Annotated in this window: 18 protein-coding genes; 5 read left to right on the forward strand and 13 right to left on the reverse strand. The window is 61.1% G+C overall.

The genetic code is table 11. From position 1 onward, the window contains the following. Nucleotides 1-77: 77 nt before the first annotated feature. Genes ALP40_RS03250 through ALP40_RS03270 form a run of 5 tightly spaced genes read right to left on the reverse strand, consistent with a single transcriptional unit; the run spans nt 78 to nt 5131 of the window. Entirely contained in the window at nt 78-1511 is a 1434-nt protein-coding gene (locus tag ALP40_RS03250) for an efflux transporter outer membrane subunit (RefSeq protein ID WP_122206849.1), read from the reverse strand. After that, nucleotides 1508-2392 (reverse strand): HlyD family secretion protein, encoded by an 885-nt coding sequence (locus tag ALP40_RS03255; RefSeq protein WP_122206850.1) that lies wholly within the window; start codon nt 2390-2392, stop codon nt 1508-1510. The genes ALP40_RS03250 and ALP40_RS03255 overlap by 4 nt, the downstream gene beginning before the upstream one ends. After that, complete coding sequence (locus ALP40_RS03260) at nt 2389-2598, reverse strand: DUF1656 domain-containing protein (protein ID WP_058431103.1); 210 nt, start codon at nt 2596-2598, stop codon at nt 2389-2391. Before ALP40_RS03260 ends, ALP40_RS03255 begins: the two co-directional genes overlap by 4 nt. Further along, nucleotides 2595-4682 (reverse strand): FUSC family protein, encoded by a 2088-nt coding sequence (locus ALP40_RS03265; protein WP_122206851.1) that lies wholly within the window; start codon nt 4680-4682, stop codon nt 2595-2597. The genes ALP40_RS03260 and ALP40_RS03265 overlap by 4 nt, the downstream gene beginning before the upstream one ends. After that, on the reverse strand, nt 4679-5131 hold the full coding sequence (locus ALP40_RS03270; protein WP_122206852.1) for a MarR family winged helix-turn-helix transcriptional regulator: 453 nt from the start codon (nt 5129-5131) through the stop codon (nt 4679-4681). Before ALP40_RS03270 ends, ALP40_RS03265 begins: the two co-directional genes overlap by 4 nt. Nucleotides 5132-5674: 543 nt before the next feature. Between ALP40_RS03270 and ALP40_RS03275 the strand changes: the two genes are divergently transcribed. Beyond that, on the forward strand, nt 5675-6340 hold the full coding sequence (locus ALP40_RS03275; RefSeq protein WP_122207421.1) for a polysaccharide lyase family 7 protein: 666 nt from the start codon (nt 5675-5677) through the stop codon (nt 6338-6340). A 21-nt stretch (nt 6341-6361) separates the two neighbouring features. On the opposite strand, the gene ALP40_RS03280 is transcribed toward ALP40_RS03275, so the two are convergent. Further along, nucleotides 6362-7756, reverse strand: coding sequence for a heavy metal sensor histidine kinase (locus ALP40_RS03280; protein WP_122206853.1), 1395 nt, complete (start codon nt 7754-7756; stop codon nt 6362-6364). Beyond that, a complete protein-coding gene (locus ALP40_RS03285) occupies nt 7729-8424 on the reverse strand; it encodes a heavy metal response regulator transcription factor (RefSeq protein ID WP_122206854.1) in 696 nt (231 codons plus the stop codon). Before ALP40_RS03285 ends, ALP40_RS03280 begins: the two co-directional genes overlap by 28 nt. 168 nt (nt 8425-8592) lie before the next feature. Here ALP40_RS03285 and ALP40_RS03290 point away from each other — a divergent pair, with 168 nt between their 5' ends. From ALP40_RS03290 to ALP40_RS03300, 3 genes are all read left to right on the forward strand, one after another. Beyond that, nucleotides 8593-9198, forward strand: a complete 606-nt coding sequence (locus ALP40_RS03290; RefSeq protein WP_122206855.1) for a hypothetical protein — start codon at nt 8593-8595, stop codon at nt 9196-9198. 86 nt (nt 9199-9284) lie between these two features. Beyond that, nucleotides 9285-9905, forward strand: a complete 621-nt coding sequence (locus ALP40_RS03295; RefSeq protein WP_122206856.1) for a cytochrome b/b6 domain-containing protein — start codon at nt 9285-9287, stop codon at nt 9903-9905. Further along, the gene (locus tag ALP40_RS03300; protein ID WP_122206857.1) at nt 9902-10672 is read left to right on the forward strand and encodes a molybdopterin-dependent oxidoreductase; all 771 of its coding nucleotides are present in this window, start codon (nt 9902-9904) and stop codon (nt 10670-10672) included. Before ALP40_RS03295 ends, ALP40_RS03300 begins: the two co-directional genes overlap by 4 nt. A gap of 124 nt (nt 10673-10796) precedes the next feature. On the opposite strand, the gene efeO (ALP40_RS03305) is transcribed toward ALP40_RS03300, so the two are convergent. Genes efeO (ALP40_RS03305) through efeU form a run of 4 tightly spaced genes read right to left on the reverse strand, consistent with a single transcriptional unit; the run spans nt 10797 to nt 15073 of the window. Further along, nucleotides 10797-11621 (reverse strand): iron uptake system protein EfeO, encoded by an 825-nt coding sequence (gene efeO, locus ALP40_RS03305; RefSeq protein WP_122206858.1) that lies wholly within the window; start codon nt 11619-11621, stop codon nt 10797-10799. Between the two features lie 29 nt (nt 11622-11650). Continuing rightward, complete coding sequence (efeB, locus tag ALP40_RS03310) at nt 11651-12961, reverse strand: iron uptake transporter deferrochelatase/peroxidase subunit (RefSeq protein ID WP_122206859.1); 1311 nt, start codon at nt 12959-12961, stop codon at nt 11651-11653. Between the two features lie 40 nt (nt 12962-13001). Further along, nucleotides 13002-14210 (reverse strand): iron uptake system protein EfeO, encoded by a 1209-nt coding sequence (gene efeO, locus ALP40_RS03315; protein ID WP_122206860.1) that lies wholly within the window; start codon nt 14208-14210, stop codon nt 13002-13004. 8 nt (nt 14211-14218) lie between these two features. Next, nucleotides 14219-15073 (reverse strand): iron uptake transporter permease EfeU, encoded by an 855-nt coding sequence (gene efeU, locus ALP40_RS03320; protein WP_122206861.1) that lies wholly within the window; start codon nt 15071-15073, stop codon nt 14219-14221. Between the two features lie 268 nt (nt 15074-15341). Between efeU and ALP40_RS03325 the strand changes: the two genes are divergently transcribed. Then, nucleotides 15342-16007 carry a DNA-3-methyladenine glycosylase gene (locus ALP40_RS03325; RefSeq protein ID WP_122206862.1) on the forward strand — a complete coding sequence of 222 codons (666 nt, stop codon included), beginning with the start codon at nt 15342-15344 and terminating at the stop codon, nt 16005-16007. Here ALP40_RS03325 and ampC read toward each other — a convergent pair. Beyond that, the gene (ampC, locus tag ALP40_RS03330) at nt 16004-17182 is read right to left on the reverse strand and encodes a class C beta-lactamase (protein ID WP_122206863.1); all 1179 of its coding nucleotides are present in this window, start codon (nt 17180-17182) and stop codon (nt 16004-16006) included. The genes ALP40_RS03325 and ampC overlap by 4 nt on opposite strands. Before the next feature lie 232 nt (nt 17183-17414). Further along, entirely contained in the window at nt 17415-18308 is an 894-nt protein-coding gene (locus ALP40_RS03335; protein WP_122206864.1) for a LysR family transcriptional regulator, read from the reverse strand. Between the last annotated feature and the right edge of the window lie 2 nt (nt 18309-18310).

Consider the following 18310-nt stretch of genomic DNA (forward strand, 5'->3'; position numbering starts at 1 on the left):
CGCCGCCCTTGTTTTATCCGCTTTTTACGGGCGTCGGTGACGTTCTGTGTCACAGGCTCAAGCTGGAACAGAGCCGGTTATTTGCCCGCAACGTCCTCCTTCTCCCAACCCCCACCCAATGCCAGGAACAGGTTGATCTGGCCCATTGCAACTTGCGTGTTGGCCTCGGCCAATTGCGCGCGGACCTCGGTGTAGGTGCGGGTGGCTTGCAGGTCGGCGAGGAATGAGGCGCGGCCGGCCTGGTAGAAGCGGTGGGTCTGGTCGGCGGCTTCTTTTGCCGATTGCTCGGCGTCTTTCAAGGCATCGCGGCGGTCGAGCAGGGCGGTGTACTGGGCGAGCCCGGTCTGGGTTTCGCGGATGGCGTTGAGCACCACGCCGTCGAAGCGAGCCAGTGAGGCTTGTGCCGAGGCTTCGGCCTGATGAATGCGCGCACGGGAGCCGTTGGAGGGGATGGTCCAGTTCAATAGCGGCCCGAAGCCCCAGCGGTTGGCTGCCGGTTTGCCCAGGTTCTCGATGCTGCCAATGGTGCCAATGGTTGCGCCGATGCTGATGTCGGGGTACAGCTCGCCGGTCGCGACGCCGATCTGCGCGGTGGACATCGCCAGATGACGCTCCGCCTGACGAATATCCGGGCGGCGCTTGAGCAGTGCCGCGCCATCGCCCACCGGCATGATCTGCGCGATGTGCGGCAGCTCATTGCAGGTGCTGACGCCCGCGGGCAACTGTTCGACAGGCCGGGCCAGCAGCATGGATAGGCGGAACAGCGCCGCCTGACGCTGGGCTTCGTAACGCGGCAGCTCGGCGCGCAACGACTTAAATTGTGTCTGCGAGCGGGTGACCTGCGTTTCGTCGCCACGCCCGGCATCACGCAGGCGCTGGTTCAATTTCACGCTTTGTTGTTGCAGGTCCAGGGATTCGCGGGCGATGTCATGCTCTTCATTGGCGGCGCACACCTGCGTGTAGGCGCGCACCACGTCGGCGACGACGGTGATGCGGGCGGTATCGACTGCCGCCTGACTGGCGTCGACATTGGCTTGAGCCGCTTCGATGCCGCGCTGCAAGGTGCCGAACAGATCAAACTGATAGGACGTGGTGAGGCCGACATCGCCCACGTTGGTCACGGGCACTTTCTCGGGCAGCAAAAACGCTTCGCCCGACTCCTGCAAGCGCTGCGCACCGATTTTCGCGCTGTTGGTGAAGCCGCCTGCGGCCTCGGCTTCGGCACCCTGATAACGCGAGCGTTGCAGGTTGGCGGCGGCAATGCGCAGGTCGGTATTGGACGCCATCGCCTGGCGCACCAGTTCATCCAGTTTCGGGTCTTGGTACAGACGCCACCAATGAGCGGGCACCGGAGCCGAAACGGTATTCACCGACTGGCCAGCCAGTTCACCTTGCAGATCCGGACGATTAATCGCGCCATCCCTGGGCAGCTCATAGTCCGGTCCGACCATCTGGCAAGCCGACAACAGCGCGCCGATACCCAGCATCATCAGGCGAGGAGCCCGTTTCATCGTGTGGCCTCCGGGGTGTCTTCGATGATCGACACGGTCGCGGTACGTCCAGCGATCATGCGGAAATCCTTGGGCACGTCATCGAACGCAATCCGCACTGGAATACGCTGGGCCAGTCGCACCCAGCTGAACGCCGGGTTGACGTTGGGCAGCATATTGGAGCCGCTGGTCCGGTCGCGGTCTTCGATCCCGGCCACGATGCTGACCACATGACCGGTCAGCCGTGCGTTATCGCCTATGACCCGTATGTCCACACCCTGACCGACATGAATGCCGTCGAGTTTGGTTTCTTCGAAATAACCGTCGATGTGGAACGACGCCGCATCCACCACCGACAGCACAGGGCGTCCGGCGCTGACGAACTCGTGTTCGCGAGGCGCTCGGTCGTTGAGGTAGCCATCGACCGGGCTCTTGATCACCGAGCGGTTCAGGTTCAATTGTGCGGCATCCACGGCCACGCGCGCTTCGCCCAAGGCTGACAATGCGCGGGCTTCGCGTGACTGGCTTTCTTCCAGTTGCTCGCGTGCCACCAGGTTACCCAAGCCACGGTTACGCTTGTTCTCGCGGCGCGCCTGCTCCCAGGTTTCCTGACGTTCGGCAACCGTGGCCTGGGCTTGGCGCAAGGCGAGGCGGAAGCGGTCCTGGTCGATGGTGAATAGCACCTGGCCTTTGTGCACCGGTTGGTTGTCGGTGACTTCGACCTTCTGGATCAGTCCGGACACGTCCGGGGCAATCTGCACGATATCGGCGCGGATGTGGCCGTCGCGGGTCCAGGGGGCGTACATGTAGTACATCACCATGCGCCAGACAACGACGGCAGCCAGAGTCACCACCAGCAGGGTCAGGACCACACGGCCCAGAGTCAGTATCGGTTTTTTCATGTCATCAGGTATCGACTGAGAGTATCCACGGCGCCGAGCAACAAAGCGTATAGACCTACGTTGAACAAAGCCCGGTGCCAGACCAGACGGTAGAAGTGGGCGCGCGACAGCACAGCGTGCACGCCGAGAAACAGCAGATAGGCGACGCCCATCATGGCCAGAAAGGTGGGGATGAAAATCCCGCTGATGTCCAGATCGCCGATCATAAAGGCGCTCCATCGATGTTATGCGGCAGTTGTTCGGTCAACTCGTCGGCCACGGTGACGATTTCCACCCCAGGCAGCAGGGCCAGACGCAGGCCGCTGAGCGCGTGCAGCAGGTGGACGCGGGCCGGGTTGCCGCCCATGTCCTGGTCGGTCAGCGAACGGCGCGCGCGATCCATGAGTATCAACAGGCCCCGTGGCGCAGGCAGGCGCTCACCGGCCTTGGTGCAGTGCCGGAAATAGCCGCTGACTTCGTTGATCACCTGGCGCAGCAGCACCTGAGCCTGTGGGGTCGCACGACGGGTGTAGGCGAGCAGGTCCAGCATGTTCAGCGCGACCCGCAACTCCCGCAGCGCAATACCCGTGTCTTGGGAAGTGAGGGTCAGGCGCGGCAATTGCTGCATCAGTCGATCCAGCATCTGCACGCCCATGCGCCGGTGTTCGGCCAGGGTCGAGTCTTCGCTCAGGCTGGCGATGTCGCGCCAACTGAAGCGGGTCAGGCGCTTGACCGCCAGATCGACACCGAACGGACGGAACACCAGGGTCCAGATGAAGGCAAATAATAAACCGGCGGGGCCTGCCAGATTGGAGTTGAGGAAGTTTAGAAAGTCCGCGTCGTACGCGCTCTGGATGCTGATGAACGACGAGGTGTTGACGATGGTCAGCAGCGTGCCGAGAAAGAAACGCGGCTGTACGGTCAGGGTTCCGACGCAGATGAAGGGCACCGAGAAGGCCAGCACCAGCATCGGGAAATCGTGCAGGTTGGGCAGCACCACGAACAGGTACAGGCTGGCGAACACCACCGACAGCATGGTCCAGAAAAAGAACCGATAGATCTGCGGCGCAGGGTCGTCCATCGCGGCAAAGAAGCTGCAGGACACCGCCGCCAGCGCCACGGCACTTGCGCCATCTTTCCAGCCCAGCAGAATCCACAGCACCGAGGCGACGATGATGGCCAACACGGTCGAGGCCACCGAATAGAGCATAAGGCCCCGGTCAAGAAACGGCGTTAGTCGACCCAGACGCCAGTGACGATAAACGGCGCGCCACTGCGATTGATCGTCAGTCTTGATCGCGTATTGCAGCGTGCGGCAGTCTTGCCACAGGTCGACCCATTCGCCCAGCCTGAACAGCACGTTGGACAGCAACAGGTGATCACGGTCGTCCAGTTGTGCCGAATCCGGTTGCAACTGATCCAGTGTGCGATGCAGCTGTTGCCATTGTTCCAATTGCGGGCCGTCGGCTGTGTTCGCCAGCCAGTCGCGAGTTTGCAGGAGCAGGAGCGACAGGCTGGCGAGCAGTTCCGGCGTGCGCCGCTCCAGCGCCCAGAGTGCATCGTCGAGTGCATCAATGACCGGCAGCAGGTGAATCATGCGGCCGCGCAGTTCGTGGGCATTGCGCACGGTCTGCTTGCGTGCGCCTTCGTGGCTCAACTGGCCAATCATCATTTCCAGCGAGTTGAAGCTGCCGACCATCGAGTTGCGCAGCGTGCCGATTTCTTCGGGCTGGCAGGTGCGGCTGAGAAAGTGTTCGCTGTAGCTTGAGGCATCCCCAAACCATTTTTCCGTGGTCGCCTGAAACACCGGGGCCAGGCGCCTTGGCCAGAACATTGCGCCCACGACAGCGGCACAAATGATCCCCAGAAAAATCTCCTCGGTACGCGACACTGCTATCTCGAACACTGCTTGCGGGTTGTCCACCACGGGCAGCGAGATCAGCGGCATGGTGTAACCCGCGAGCATCAAGGCGTAGCTGTTGGCGGTCCGTAAATGCAGGGACAGAAACAGCAGTGTGCCGGTCCACAAACCGACCACAACAGCCAGCAGGAAAGGGGTCTGCACGAACATCGGCACCAGCAGCACCGACGCTGCCGCACCCGCCAGCGTACCGGCTGCGCGGTACAGCGCCTTGGAACTGGTCGGGCCCACAAACGGACTCGACACAATGTACACGGTGGCCATCGCCCAATAGGGGCGCGGCATTTCCATCAGCAGCGCGATGTACAGCGCCAGCATCGAGGCGCCAAAGGTTCGCACGCCATAGAACCAGTCGCGTGCAGGCGGCACGCTGGAGAAGAAACCGCTCATGGCTGCGCCCCTTGGTCAGCGCGGCTGGTGTCGGAAAAGGCCTGGAACACGCGCAAGGCGGCATCCAGGTCGGCAGGGGCCACCTCTTTCAGCACTTCGGCACGCAGACGTGTCAGTTCGGTTTCGATGGCGCTTGCCAGTTCGCGGCCTTTGTCCGTCAGGCTCAAGGCCTTGGCGCGACGGTCATTAGGGTCTTCGGTTCTGCAGACGATCCCGGCCTTGCACAACTGGTCCAGCAGGCGAACCAGCGTTGGGCTTTCCATGCCAGCCGCATGCGCCACTTTTACCTGATGCACGCCGTCTCCCAGCCGCGCAATGGCCAACAACGGCCCTGCGCAGGCTTCGGAAATACCGTAGGTGACCAGCGTGGTCTGGCAGTCGCGTCGCCAGTGGCGTGATGCCGCAACCAGACCGCTGCTGATCGCCCTGTGAAGCGCATCGACAGACATGGAAAACAACCTGAAATTTAGTTAGGAGCGATATTGTTAGTGAGGATATTAGTAGCTTGCTAACTAATATCCCGTAACAACTTGTGTCAGTCAACCCGAAATCGCCAAGCGGCGCATCCCTGTGGGCGAAGCAATAAATCGTGGGATGTCAGTTGTAATACAGCGATAAACGGTCGTGCGTAGTAAGTCAAAACGACGAAAAGTTCCTTTCTTGAGGAAATATTAGCTACCGTTCGTCGGCTATTTTTGATCAATGAGTGGATTTTTTGAGCTTTCTCTTCAAAAAAATGACGCCAGGTCGAAATCAACAGGTCCGCACAGAACGACGCCTGCAGGACAAAGCTGGCAATTGGCTTTACTTTAAAAAGTAGCATCAAAGTAATGGCATTGATGCAGTTGTGACATTTTGTTGGCGCCAATGCGTTGTCGTTTATGTTTAAAAAATACCCGATTCAGCCGATAGTCTGGATGAACCGAACGGGCCACGGTGCCTGTTCTAGAGACCTTCTGCTGTTGCGCGACGCGCACCTTGCGAGTGACGCCATGATCGATCTTGCCACTTGGAACCTGTCCGTCCCTGTCGGGACTCCCGCGACCATCATCGAAACCCCTAAATTGATGAAGGGTTATCAGGACGGTTATTTTCGCTCCGGCGACACGCTGTTTTTCTGGGCGCCCGTAACCGGTTCCACGACCGAGAACGCCAAATACCCTCGTTCCGAATTGCGCGAAACGACGCCCGACGGCAGGGCGTACAACTGGAACTATTCCAGTGCCGACAATTTTCTGCGGGCCACGCTGGAAGTGGACCAGGTGCCGTCCAGCGGCAAGATCGTGATCGGTCAGATTCACTGCTACCAGAGCACCGAGCCGTTGCTGAAAGTGGAGTATCAGTACAAAGAGAAATTGCAGACCGGCAACATCGTCGCCAAATTTCGCCGCACCCCGGATGCAGAAATCGAGGTCATCACCATTGCCCAGGGCGTGCCGCTCAATCAGCGGTTCAACTACGCAATCAACCTGTCGCCTTCAGGGGAGCTGACGGTCAACGCGTTCGATGCGGTCTGGGTCGCCAAACTCGACTCTGCCTGGAGCTCCAAACTGTTTTACTTCAAGGCCGGGGTCTATACCCAGGACAACACCGGTTACACCAACGAGGGGGGGTCGGCGACGTTCTACAAGCTGGCGATCGCTCACGAGAAGAAATAATGTTTCAGCCCGTCTTGCCGGTCACGATGCCGGGAAGATCAGGCTGAAACAGATGCGCCCGGCGGCGGGCTGTGCCACGTCGACCCGACCGCCGTGCAGGTGCATGATTGCCGCGACAATGGCCAGCCCCAGGCCATTGGAGTCCGAACGCTGATGACGTGAGGCATCGCCGCGATAGAAACGGTCGAACAGGCGCGCCAGAGTGGCTTGCGGCAACACCGGCCCCCGGTTTTCCACGTCGATTTTCCAGTACTCGTCGAGTGCAACGACGCGCATCAGGATCTCGCTGTTCTCATCGGCGTAACGGATGGCATTCGCCACCAGGTTGCTCAACGCGCGACGCAGCAGAATCGGGTCGGCCTGCACGGTGCCTTGGCCGCTCGGGGTCAGGGTCATGTTGCGTTCTTCGGCCAGCCCTTCGAAATAGCCGGCCACTCGGTGCAGCTCGTCATTCAGGTCCAGCGCTTTGCGCTCCAGCGCAGACTGGGCTTCGTCGGCGCGGGCCAGAAACAGAATGCTTTCCACCAGCCGTGAAATTCGCTCCAGCTCTTCCAGATTGGAGGCCAGTAACGCCTGATACTCGTCCGCGCTGCGGTTCTGGCGCAGCGCGACCTGGCAATGGCCCATCAGCGAGCCGACGGGTGTGCGGATTTCGTGCGCCAGATCGGCGGAAAACTGGGTCAGGCGACGGTAGCCGTCGTCCAGCCGGTCGAGCATGGCATTGAACGCATCGCTCAGTTGTTGCAGTTCGACCGGCGTGTCCTGGCTGTCCAGGCGGCTGTGCAGGCTGGCGGGCGTAATGGCGGCGGCATGTGCGGCCATTCTGCGCAGTGGTCGCAGACCGCGCCGCAGCAGCACGTAGCCGAGCAGGGCGGTGATCAGAAAGGCCAGCGCCACCGCTGCATAGATACGCTCGCGGAACGTCGCAAGCATGGCCATTTCTTTGACCATCAGGTGCGCGGCCTGCAAACGCACTTCGACGCCGTTGGACATGACTTGCGCAGCGGCCGCGCGCAAGGGCACGCCTTGCAGGCTCATGCCGCTGCGCAGGTCTTCGGCACGCAACGGTTGATCCTGGGCCGCGGTCGGCAGCTCCGGCAAGGGCGCTCGCTGCGGGTTGACCGAGATCACCGGCGGCTTGCCCGGCTCGCCAATGATGAAAATGTCCTCCTCGCTGTCGAGCATGTTCTCGAACAGCTGCGGGCTGCTCTTGAGGTTGTCCATCGTCAGGTCGTAGCGCAGCAGCTTGCGAAAGTGATCCAGCCGCGCCAGCACAGCATGGTCGGAGCGCTGCAGGACGGTCTGCTCGATCGACTGATACAGGTACAGACCGGCACCGCCGACGGTGAGCATCGCCACCAGTGCGAACGCCAGCGTCGAACGCAGGGTCAGGGAAGGTTGGCGTCTGCGCTGCATGCTCGCACCTCGCACACGTAACCGATGCCGCGCACGGTGTGGATGAGTTTGACCGGGTAGGGCAGGTCAATCTTGCTGCGCAGACGCTTGATCGCAACATCCACCACATTGGTGTCGCTGTCGAAATTCATGTCCCAGACCTCCGAAGCGATCTGGGTGCGCGACAGCACATCGCCTTCGCGACGCAGGAACAGGTGCAGCAGGGCGAACTCCTTGTTGGTCAGCACGATGACCTGTTGCTGACGGGTGACCCGGCGCCGCAGCAGGTCCAGTTCAAGGTCAGCCAGATGAAAGTGATCGGCTTCGCGCACCACGCCACGGCGCAGGATGGTGCGGATGCGCAGCAGCAGTTCGGTGAACGAGAAGGGTTTGACCAGGTAATCGTCGGCCCCCAGTTCCAGCCCGCGAATGCGGTCCTGCAATTGATCGCGGGCGGTCAGAAACAGTACCGGTACGTCCTGCCGGGCGCGCAGGACTTCGATGATCTGCCAGCCGTCGATACCGGGCAGCATCACGTCGAGCACGATAAGGTCGTAGCGGTTTTCCAGCGCCAGATGCAGGCCGTCGGCACCGTGCTGGGTCCAGTCGACCTTATAGCCGGATTCGCCCAGGCCCTTCTTCAGGTACTCCCCGGTCTTGGTGTCGTCTTCGATCAGAAGGATATGCATCGTAATGTCCGCTACGCTCTGCAGGCGCCCTCAACGCGCCGATGCCGAAGTCTAACCAGTTGCCGGGAAGGTGTCCGGCGAATGACAAAAATGTCATTGCCCGGTCATTCTGCGGTGCCGGTAGCGGTGTAAAGATGCGTCCAGACCCCCTCTGCCAAGGAATTACCGATGAAGACTGCACTGTCCACTACGTTCGGCCTGTTGCTGCTCAGCGCCGCTGTCATGACCCAGGCTGCCGACATGCCGGTGGTCAAGCCGATGCGCGGCACCGTCGACAGCCTTCAGGCCGATACGCTGAATTTCACCACCCGCGCCGGTCAGCACCAGAGCATCCAGTTGACCGACAAGACCGGCATCCGCCTGGTGTCCAAGGCTGATCTGGAAACCATCAAGGCGGACAGCTTTGTCGGCTCGGCGGCCATTCCGCAGGCGGACGGCACGTTGAAAGCGCTGGAAGTCACCGTTTTCGAAGCCAGCCTGAAGGGCAGCGGTGAAGGTCACTACGGCTGGGAAAACGCTGACGGCACTACCGGCACCATGACCAATGGCACGGTGGGCAAGCTGTCCAAAGCCAACGGTCGCACACTGACCGTTCAGTACAAAGGCGGCGAGAAGCAACTGGTGGTTCCGGAAGACGTACCGATTGCCTACGTCGAGCCTGGCCAGCGCAGCGAGCTGAAAGCCGGTGCCAAGGTCGTGCTGTTCCCGGCCGATGACGGCAAGTCGGCACGTGGCGTCGCGGTCGGCAAGGACGGTTTCACGCCTCCTATGTAATCGCACCTGACGAGCGCAACGGCAGGCGACTTCGGTCGCCTGTCTGCCTTGTCGTTCTGCATCGCCTCATGTCGAGGAACAATAAAATGAAAACCCGCCCGATCCATCCTTGGCCGGTGCGCCTCACGCACTGGGTCAATGCCGTAGGCATGGTCTGTATGTTCATGAGCGGCTGGGCCATTTACAACGCCGCGCCCTTGATGCCGTTTACCTTTCCAAAATCCCTGACCCTCGGCGGCTGGCTGGGCGGCTCCATTGCCTGGCATTTCGCGGTGATGTGGCTGCTTGTCATCAATGGCTTGATCTATGTGCTTTACGGTCTGTTCAGTCGACATTTCAAGCGTGACCTGTTGCCGGTGCGTCCCAGCGAAGTGAAGCGTGATGTGGTCGACGCGTTGCGCTTCAAACTGGCCCATATCAAAGGCCAGTACAACGCTGTGCAGCGCCTGATGTACTGGCTGGTGCTGGCAATGGGTGTCCTGATTGTCGTGTCGGGCCTGGCGCTCTGGAAGCCGGTGCAGTTTCAGGAACTGGCTAATCTGCTGGGCGGCTACGATTTTGCCCGCTGGGTACATTTTGGGGCCATGAGCGCCATCGGTGCCTTCGTCGTCGTGCATCTGGCGCTGGTGCTGCTGGTGCCACGAACCCTGTTACCGATGATCACCGGCGGCCGACAGCCGAACGAAGAGGGAGCTGCCAAGCCATGAGCGAGCCACGTAAACGCATGACCCAGCGCATTCGGCTGGAGCCTGCGCAACAGACGCAATTGATCGACATTCAACGCCGTTCTTTTCTGCGGGCCGGTTTGACCGTGGGCGCGATGTCGATGCTGACCGGTTGCAACCTGCAGGATGGCGATCAGGTCGACAAAGCGCTGTGGGCCATGTCGCGTTGGAACGATCGGGTACAGGCCTGGCTGTTCAACGGTCAGAAACTGGCCCCGACCTACAGCAAAGCGCAGTTGACCAACCCGTTCCCGTTCAATGCGTTCTATCCCGAGTACAACGTGCCGGAGCTCGACCTGGCCGATTACCGATTGGCGGTGTCCGGGCTGGTGCGCGACAAGCAGCCGTGGACCATCGAAGCCCTGCGCAAACTGCCGCAGCGCACCGACATCACCCGGTTGATCTGTATTGAAGGCTGGAGCGCGATAGGGCAGTGGGGCGGCGTGCCGCTGAAGACTTTCCTGGAGTACATCGGCGCAGACACCACGGCGCGGTTTGTCGGCTTCAAATGTGCCGACCGCTACTATTCGAGCCTGGACATGCCCACGGCGCTGCATCCGCAGACCTTGCTGGCGCTGGACTTTGGCGACGTGGCGCTGTCACCCGACTACGGCTACCCGCTGCGCGTTCGCGTGCCGACCAAGCTGGGCTTCAAGAACCCCAAGCACATCGTCGAGATCTTCGTCAGCAACGAGAACCCGGGCGGGTATTGGGAAGATCAGGGGTATAACTGGTTCAGCGGGATTTGAGGGTGATTGCGGTGTGAGCAGGTGTTGCGTCACCTTCGAGAGCGGACGCGGAGCGTCACGGGCGGCATGCCCACGCTCCAGCGTGGTAACGCCTCTCAGGACGCTCCCCGTCCGCGGCTGAATGTCAGTTCAGCCCCAGTTTTCCGCGCAGGGTCGAAAGGTCTTCGGCCAGGGTGTTGACCGGGCCGATCAGGGCTTTGCGGTCGTTTTCCTTCACCTTGTCGTAGGTTTCAAAGCCTCCGTCCTTGGTCTTGTACTTGGCCAGGATCTTCTCCACGGTGGCGAAGTTTTTGTCGACCTTGCCCGCGAATGCCTTGTCCTGCTGCTCGATCTGCGGGCGGAACAGGTCGACGATTTTCTTCGCGCCGTCGATGTTGCCCTGGAAGTCATACAGATCGGTGTGGCTGTAACGGTCTTCTTCACCGGAGATCTTCGTGGCCGCCACTTCTTCCAGAAGGGCTGCTGCGCCGCCGACGACTTTTTCAGGCGGGAAGGTCAGGTCGGCCACGCGCTTTTCCAGGTCCTTGACGTCGCTCATCAGCTTGTCGGCGATAGGGCCTTGATCCTGGGTGGTGTTTTGCGAGAACAGCGCGTATTCCAGACGGTGAAAACCGGTGAAGTCTTCAGCCGTCACGCCCTTTTCGTGGTCGTCGACGCGTGAGTCGATGGACGCGTCCAGGTCACTGAACAGCTCGGCAATCGGCTCAACGGATTCGTAAAACACACGGGTCGGCGCATACAGCTTCTTGGCCGTCGCCAGGTCGCCTTTCTTCACCGCGTCGGTGAATTTCTGTGTGTGGCTGACCAGTTCATCGAGGTTCTCGGTGACGTAGATCTTGTAATCCGAAACCGGGCCCACCAGGTCCAGCGGCGCTGTGGCGGCGAAAGCGGCCAGCGGCGTCTGGAGCAGGCCAAGGGTCAACAGCAAAGCCAGGGGCGTCTTTTTCATGGTGCTCTTCCGGGTCAGGAGGTTGAAAGTCATGCGGTTTGGGTGTTCGAGACGGCCGCCAGCAATGAGCGTCCGATGAAGTCTTTGTCGTCGGTCACGCCCGGCAGGGTGAAGAAATAGCCACCACCGACCGGCTTGAGGTATTCCTCCAGCGGCTCGCCGTTGAGGCGGCTTTGCACGGTGATAAAGCCTTTTTCCAGGTCCGCCTGATAGCAAATGAACAGCAGGCCCATGTCCAGCTGGCCATTCTTGTTCACGCCGTTGGAATAGTTGAACGGGCGACGCAGGATCAGGTTGCGCTGGGTTTCGGCGGTGCGCGGGTTGGCCAGGCGTATGTGCGAATCCAGACGGGTCTTCTTGCCTTCCGGGTCGGCGGCATAGTTGGGTACGTCGGTTTCGACCTTGCCGTCCATCGGCGCACCGGTGCTTTTGGTGCGTCCGAAGATCGACTCCTGCTCCTGCAGGGGCGTGCGGTCCCAGCGCTCGACGAAGTTACGAATGATGCGCACCGCCTGATAGCTGCCGTTGGCGGCCCAGGCCGGTTCGTCGCTGCCCGGTTGCACCCATACCAGCTCGTTCATGGTCTTCTGATTGTTGGAGTCCGGGTTGGCCGAGCCGTCCCGGAAGCCCAGAAAGTTGCGGGCGCTTTCGGGAGGTTGACCGGGTTTCTTCGGCGCTTGAGGCGGCACGGTGCCTTCCTGTTTCCAGCGCACCAGCAACAGGTCGGGCAGGTTCTTGACGATGTCGCGCAGGGCGTGGATGTTGCTGTCGGCGGTGTTGGCGCAGAACTGGATGCTCAGGTCGCCGTGGCAATTGGCAGGCTCCAGCGCATCGTTGGGGAAGCCGACCATGCGGCTCAGGCGCTTGGGTTTGACGTCTGTCAGGCCAAAACGCTCATCGAACAGCGATTCGCCCACCGACACGGTGATGGTCAGGTTGTCGGGCGTGACGACCGGTCCGAGAATGCCGGAGTCCAGCGGCGGCAGTTTCGGATCGACATCCGGCACCGGCCCGCCGGTCATCAGGAACGCGATGCGCTCGTTCAGGGTACGGAACAGGCGCTCAAGGTCATCACGGTCGGCGGCCAGCACATCGAACGCGACGAACATGCCCGCAGCCGGGCGCGGGTTGACGATGCCGGTCTGGTGCAGGCCGTGGAACGCATTGCGGTCTTCGGTCTTGTCGCTGTTCGGCGCTTCGGTGACTTGCGCGGGCGCTGCGGCCAGTACGTTGCCGCTCAGGCTGCTGCCAGCCAGGGCGGCCCCGGCAGCGCCGAGGCCCATCAATACGCGGCGGCGCTGAATCGAAGCAGGGGCATTGTTGGCGTCGGGGGTTTTCATGAGGCTCTGCTGTGCTCCTGATGTGCGGAATCGGTTCGGTTCATAGCCCGGACAGGCCGAGCGCCGGGTCGATGGTGTTCAGCGCGTCGGCCAATGCCGCAGCGTTGGTCGCGATCTGCTTGCGCTGTTCGGCATCGACCTGGTCATAAGGGCGGTAGCCGTCATCGGTACTCAATGCGTCCAGCGTGGTGTCCAGATTCGCCATCGCCGCATCAATGTTCTGTAGCTGCGGGCCTGCGCTTTTGCTCAGCAAGGGGCGCAGCAGGTCGACCACCTTGCGCGTCCCGTCCAGATTGGCGGCGAAGCCATTCAGGTCGCTGTGGCTGTAACGTTCTTCCTCACCGTTGCTGCGCACATCGGCCAGGCTGCGCATGTTGCGCGTGACGATGGCGGCGAGTTGCTCCGGAGCCAGCGACTGGGCCAGCAGCTGTTGCTTGAGTTGGGTGACGTCGGTCTGCAGACGCTGGGCCACCGGGCTCAGGCCTTCGACACTGTGTTGTTCGAACAGGGCGTACTCGATGCGGTGGAACCCGCTGAAACCCGGGTCCTGCTCGCGTTTTTCGTAATAATCGGCACGAGCGTTGATGGCGTTGTCCAGTTCGGCCAGACGCTGCGCGGCGGGCGCGACGCGTTGGTAGGCGGCGCGGGCGGGCAGATAGGCCGCTTGCGCCGCGCTCAGATCGCCAGCGTCAATCGCCTGTTGCAGGGTCGTGACCGCCTTGATCAGCGCAGAACCCTGCTGGCTCAGGTACACACGGTATTCGGACAGCGGGCCGATGAAGGCGGTCATCGAAGGACGTGCCTTGGCCTTGGCGTCAGACTCGGCCGTCGGCGTCACATGCAGCGTGCCGCGCGGGTTGCTCAGCAGGCCGCAGGTGATGGCGTAGTCACCGGGCGCCAGGTTGGCATTGATGACCTGGCTCAGGCCGGGGGCGATGTTCTCCCGCTCCTCGACCACCAGCACGCCATCGAGGATTTCCCATTCGACGGCGCGTTCGGAGCGGTTGACGATGCGGAACGCATTTTGGCCTGCCGCCACGGTCAGGGAATTCGGCTCGCAGTTGTGGGCGTGAATGTTGACCACGGTTTCGGTCCCGGCGTTGGCGGCGCGCTTTTTGGCAGCCACCTGCGACGCGTAATAGAACAACCCGCCTGCGGCGATCATCAGGATCACTGAGCCGGCGACAGCCAATCGCAGGGCACGGGGAGGCCGGGCTTTCTCGGAAGGCCCTGAGGGACGGTTCGACATGGGTGCCCTTATTCGTTCGTCACGGAAGATGGAGGTTGCTGCAACGGTGTGGGGTTCGTCGGGGCGTGCGGCAGGAAAAACAGCACCAGCGCCCCAATCAGGTAAATGAGGTAGACGCTCAGCGTGCTGACGGTCGGCGCGTCCTGATAACCGAACATGCCTGCCAGCACCGAGCCGGTCGGGCCGTCCATCGGCAGCCAGGCGCTGATGTCGAAGACCACGTCCTGCAAGTGGTTCCACACGCCCGCTTCATGCAGGGCCTGCACTGAGTTGGCCAGAATACCTGCGGCCACGATCAGGATGAACAGGCCGGTCCAGCGGAAGAACAGACTCAGGTTCAAGCGCATGCTGCCGCTGTAGATCGCCACGCCAAAACCGACCGCCAACAACAGGCCGAGCAGGGCACCCAATGGCGCACCAGAGCCCTCGCTCTGCTGGAACACAGCGAGCAGGAAAAATACGGTTTCCAGACCTTCACGGGCCACCGCGAAAAACACCATTGCGATCAGTGCATAGGTCTGGTTCTTCGAGCCGGTCAGGGCGGCGTCCAGCGATTCATGCAGCGCGTGCTTGATCGAGCGCGCCACCCTGCGCATCCAGAACACCATCGAACTCAGAATGCCCACCGCGATCAGGCCGACAATACCCTCGAACAGCTCTTGCTGTTTCTGCGGGAACTCGGCGCTCATCAGCTCCAGACCGCCGCCGGCGAACAGCGAGAGCGCAACCGCCAGGAACACACCGATCCACACGGCGGGCATCCACTCGCCACGGCCGGTCTGTTTCAGGTAGCTGGCGATGATGCCAACGATGAGCGCGGCTTCAATGCCTTCGCGCAGCATGATCAAAAAGGGAACGAGCATATTTCACCGGGTTGAGACTGAAGGCGAACGTATTTCGACGGGTCTCGGCAGAGTGATCGCCAGACATAATGCATAACATAATGATATTCATTCTTGAATGGCGGTAGTGGTTTTTTGTCTGAAAGTCGTTTTTGCGATGTCGTTCAGGTGAGGTTCAGGTTTTTTCGATGCGGTGCAGGAACTCCTTAACAAGGCCTGCGTTTGCACACGCGCAGTGCTCTGCGGCAGAGTCGTGTTGCCGCAAATTGCGTTTTTATGGGGTGTCAGGATGTCAGCAGAACCGGAAATGCCCGTCGCCCACGCTCGGGCCGTTGAGTCGCTCAAGACCGTTGATGCGCGCTGGTGCGCCCTCATTAACGATGTCGGCCCTTGCCTGCATCCCGTCACTGCCGCGCAAGATCCGTTTCAGGCGCTGATCAAAGGCGTCGCGTACCAGCAACTGCATGCCAAGGCGGGCGACGCGATGGTGATGCGCCTGCGTGCGCTGTTCCCAGGTTCAGGTTTTCCCGACCCGCAGGCGCTGGTCGAACTGGACGATCAGGCGTTGCGAGGCTGCGGGTTCTCGGCGTCCAAGAGCCGGGCGATCAAGGCGATTGCCGCTGCCAGAGTCGCAGGCCTGGTGCCGGACGTGTCTGAAGCGTTGACCTTGAGCGACGATGCGCTGATCGCTCGTCTCACTCAACTGCCCGGGGTCGGCCGCTGGACCGTGGAGATGATGCTCATCTATGGGCTGGGCAAGCTGGACGTCATGCCCGCCAGTGATTTCGGGGTATGCGAGGGCTATCGACGGCTATACGGCCTGAACCTAAAACCCACGCCCAAGGCCATGACACTGCTTGCCGAACGGTTCGCGCCCTTTCGAACCGTTGCGGCGTGGTATCTGTGGCGTGTGCCGGTCAACTTCGCGGTTGGCGAGCAGGTTCCTGAAGCCTAAGGTTTGCAGTCGAAACACTGCACCTGATTCAGAATCCGGTACGCCAGTTTCACCCGTTCCTCGTTCGGGTAGTTTCGGTTGGCCAAAATCACGATGCCTAGCCGCTGCTCTGGGATGAAGGCAACATAGCCGCCAAAGCCGTTGGTGGAACCGGTCTTGTTGACCCAGGTGTTGGATTGCGCGGCAAGGGGCGGGGTGATCGGTTCGGCTTTCTGAGTCTGTAGAACCATGTTGCTGGCATTGCCTTCAAGCAGCGTGTCGAGCTTCACCGGCATCGGGTACTGCTCCCAGATCAGGTCCTGAGTCATGCCGCCGACTTTGAAGTAACCGGTTCGGGTGTCTTTGAGCGCTTGTTGCAGGGGCGCGTCGTACTGGCCCAAGCCCATGTTGGCCTCGACAAAGCTCAGCACATCGCGGCTGCTGGATTTCACGCCGTAAGCTTCGGCTGCCAGCACACCGGGGTTGACCCTGACCGGCTCATCGAGCTTGTTGTAACCCTGTGCGTAGCGCGACATCTGATCTTCGGGCACGATGAGGAAGGTGTTCTTCAGGCCCAATGCCGGAAACAGGCCTTGCTGCATGGCGTTCTCGAAAGGTACTTGCATGCTGCGCGCCGCGACCAACCCCAGCAGGCCGACGCTGGGGTTGGCGTAGCTGCGGTGGGTGCCGGGCAGGTAGTTGGGTTGCCAGGCTTTGAAGTACGCCATCATCTGTCCGGTGGTCTGGACCTTGTCGGGAAACTGCAGCGGGAAGCCGCCCGCAGTGTGGGTGCCCAGATGAAAAATCGGCACCTTGCCCAGGCGCGTGTCACGCAATTGCGGCACATAGGTGTCGATGCGCTTGGTCAGCGATAACTGTCTGTTGGCCTGCGCCCAGGTGGCCAGCGTTGCGGTGAAGGTTTTGCTGATCGAGCCCAGTTCGAACAGCGTGTCCGGGGTGACGGCTTGAACGGTATCTTTCACCGCCTTGCCGTAGGTGTAGAACTGTTGCTTGCCGTTGTGGGTAATGGCAATCGACAGGCCCGCGATGCCGTTTTCCTGCATGACCTTGCTGGCCGTTTCCCGCAGGAAGTCGTCCAGTGCCGGAGTTTGATCTTCGGCGACTACGAACGAAGAGTTCAGCGTGAGTGTGGTCAGCAGCAGGGCGGGCAATGACCGCGTTTGATTCCATCGCATGAAAGCATTCCTTGTTTTTGTGGTGCAGATCGTTGGGTTACGCGGTGGGGAGGATATTCCGGATCTGTGGGATTCCTCCACCTCGGCTTCAACGTAGCGCTGTCGCGCAGCAAACGGGTGGGAGCGGACTTGTCCGTGAAAAGGCTGGTACATCCGACGCCTATGCAGCGGCTGAAATATTGCATTCGCGGACAAGTCCGCTCCCCCCATTTTTTCTTGACCGAGACGCAGCTCAACAGGCTTCGCTACTTAAAACCTCTCTCATCATCTCCACAAACCGGTTCGCCGCAGGGCTCAGTGTTTGCCCGGAGCGGGTGATCAAGCCGATTTCGCGGCTGACGCCCGGGTGGTCGATGGGGACTTGAACCGTGTCGGACCTGCCTTCGTCGGCCGACTCCGGCAGTAGGGTCATGCCCAGTCCCTGACGCACCAGCGCCAGAACAGTCGACATGTAGTTGGCTTCAAGGCCTGGCACCAGAGCAAGGCCTTCGTCGGCGAACAGTTGCTCGACACGTTCGCGCACACTGCTGTCGCGGCCGGTCAGGATAATCGGTTGGTTTGCCAGATCCGCCAGGCCGACTGACGTTCGCGTGGCCAGCGGATGAGTGGCGCGTACAAACAGCCGCAGCCGATCCACCATCAGGCGTTCGAATTCAAGTCCGTGGGCCATTCGGGCGCGAACACCCAGCCCGAAATCCACTTCGCCTTCACGCACCAGCGCGTCGATGCGTTGCGCCACCACATCGCGCAGACGCACTTCGATGCCGGGAAAACGCGTGCGGAAGTCGCGCAGAATGATCGGCAGCGCGCTGGAACACATCGAGGGCAGGGCGGCGAGGGTCACCACACCTCGGCGCAGCGAAGCCAGATCCCGTGAGCCACTGACGATGTTGTCCAGGTCCAGCAACAGCTTTTCCATAGGTTGCAGATTGTTCTGGCCCGCCGCCGTCAGGCTGAGATGGCGCGGGCTGCGTTCGAGCAGCGCGACGCCCAGCCATTCTTCCAGTTGCTGAATCTGTACGGTCAACGCGGACGGCGAGAGGTTCAGCTCCACCGCAGCCTTGGTAAAACTGCCGCTACGGGCGACCGCCAGGAACGCCCGGATGTGTTGGATCGAATTCTTCATGG

The sequence above is a fragment of the Pseudomonas viridiflava genome, from assembly GCF_003702045.1.
GTDB lineage: Bacteria > Pseudomonadota > Gammaproteobacteria > Pseudomonadales > Pseudomonadaceae > Aquipseudomonas > Aquipseudomonas viridiflava_C.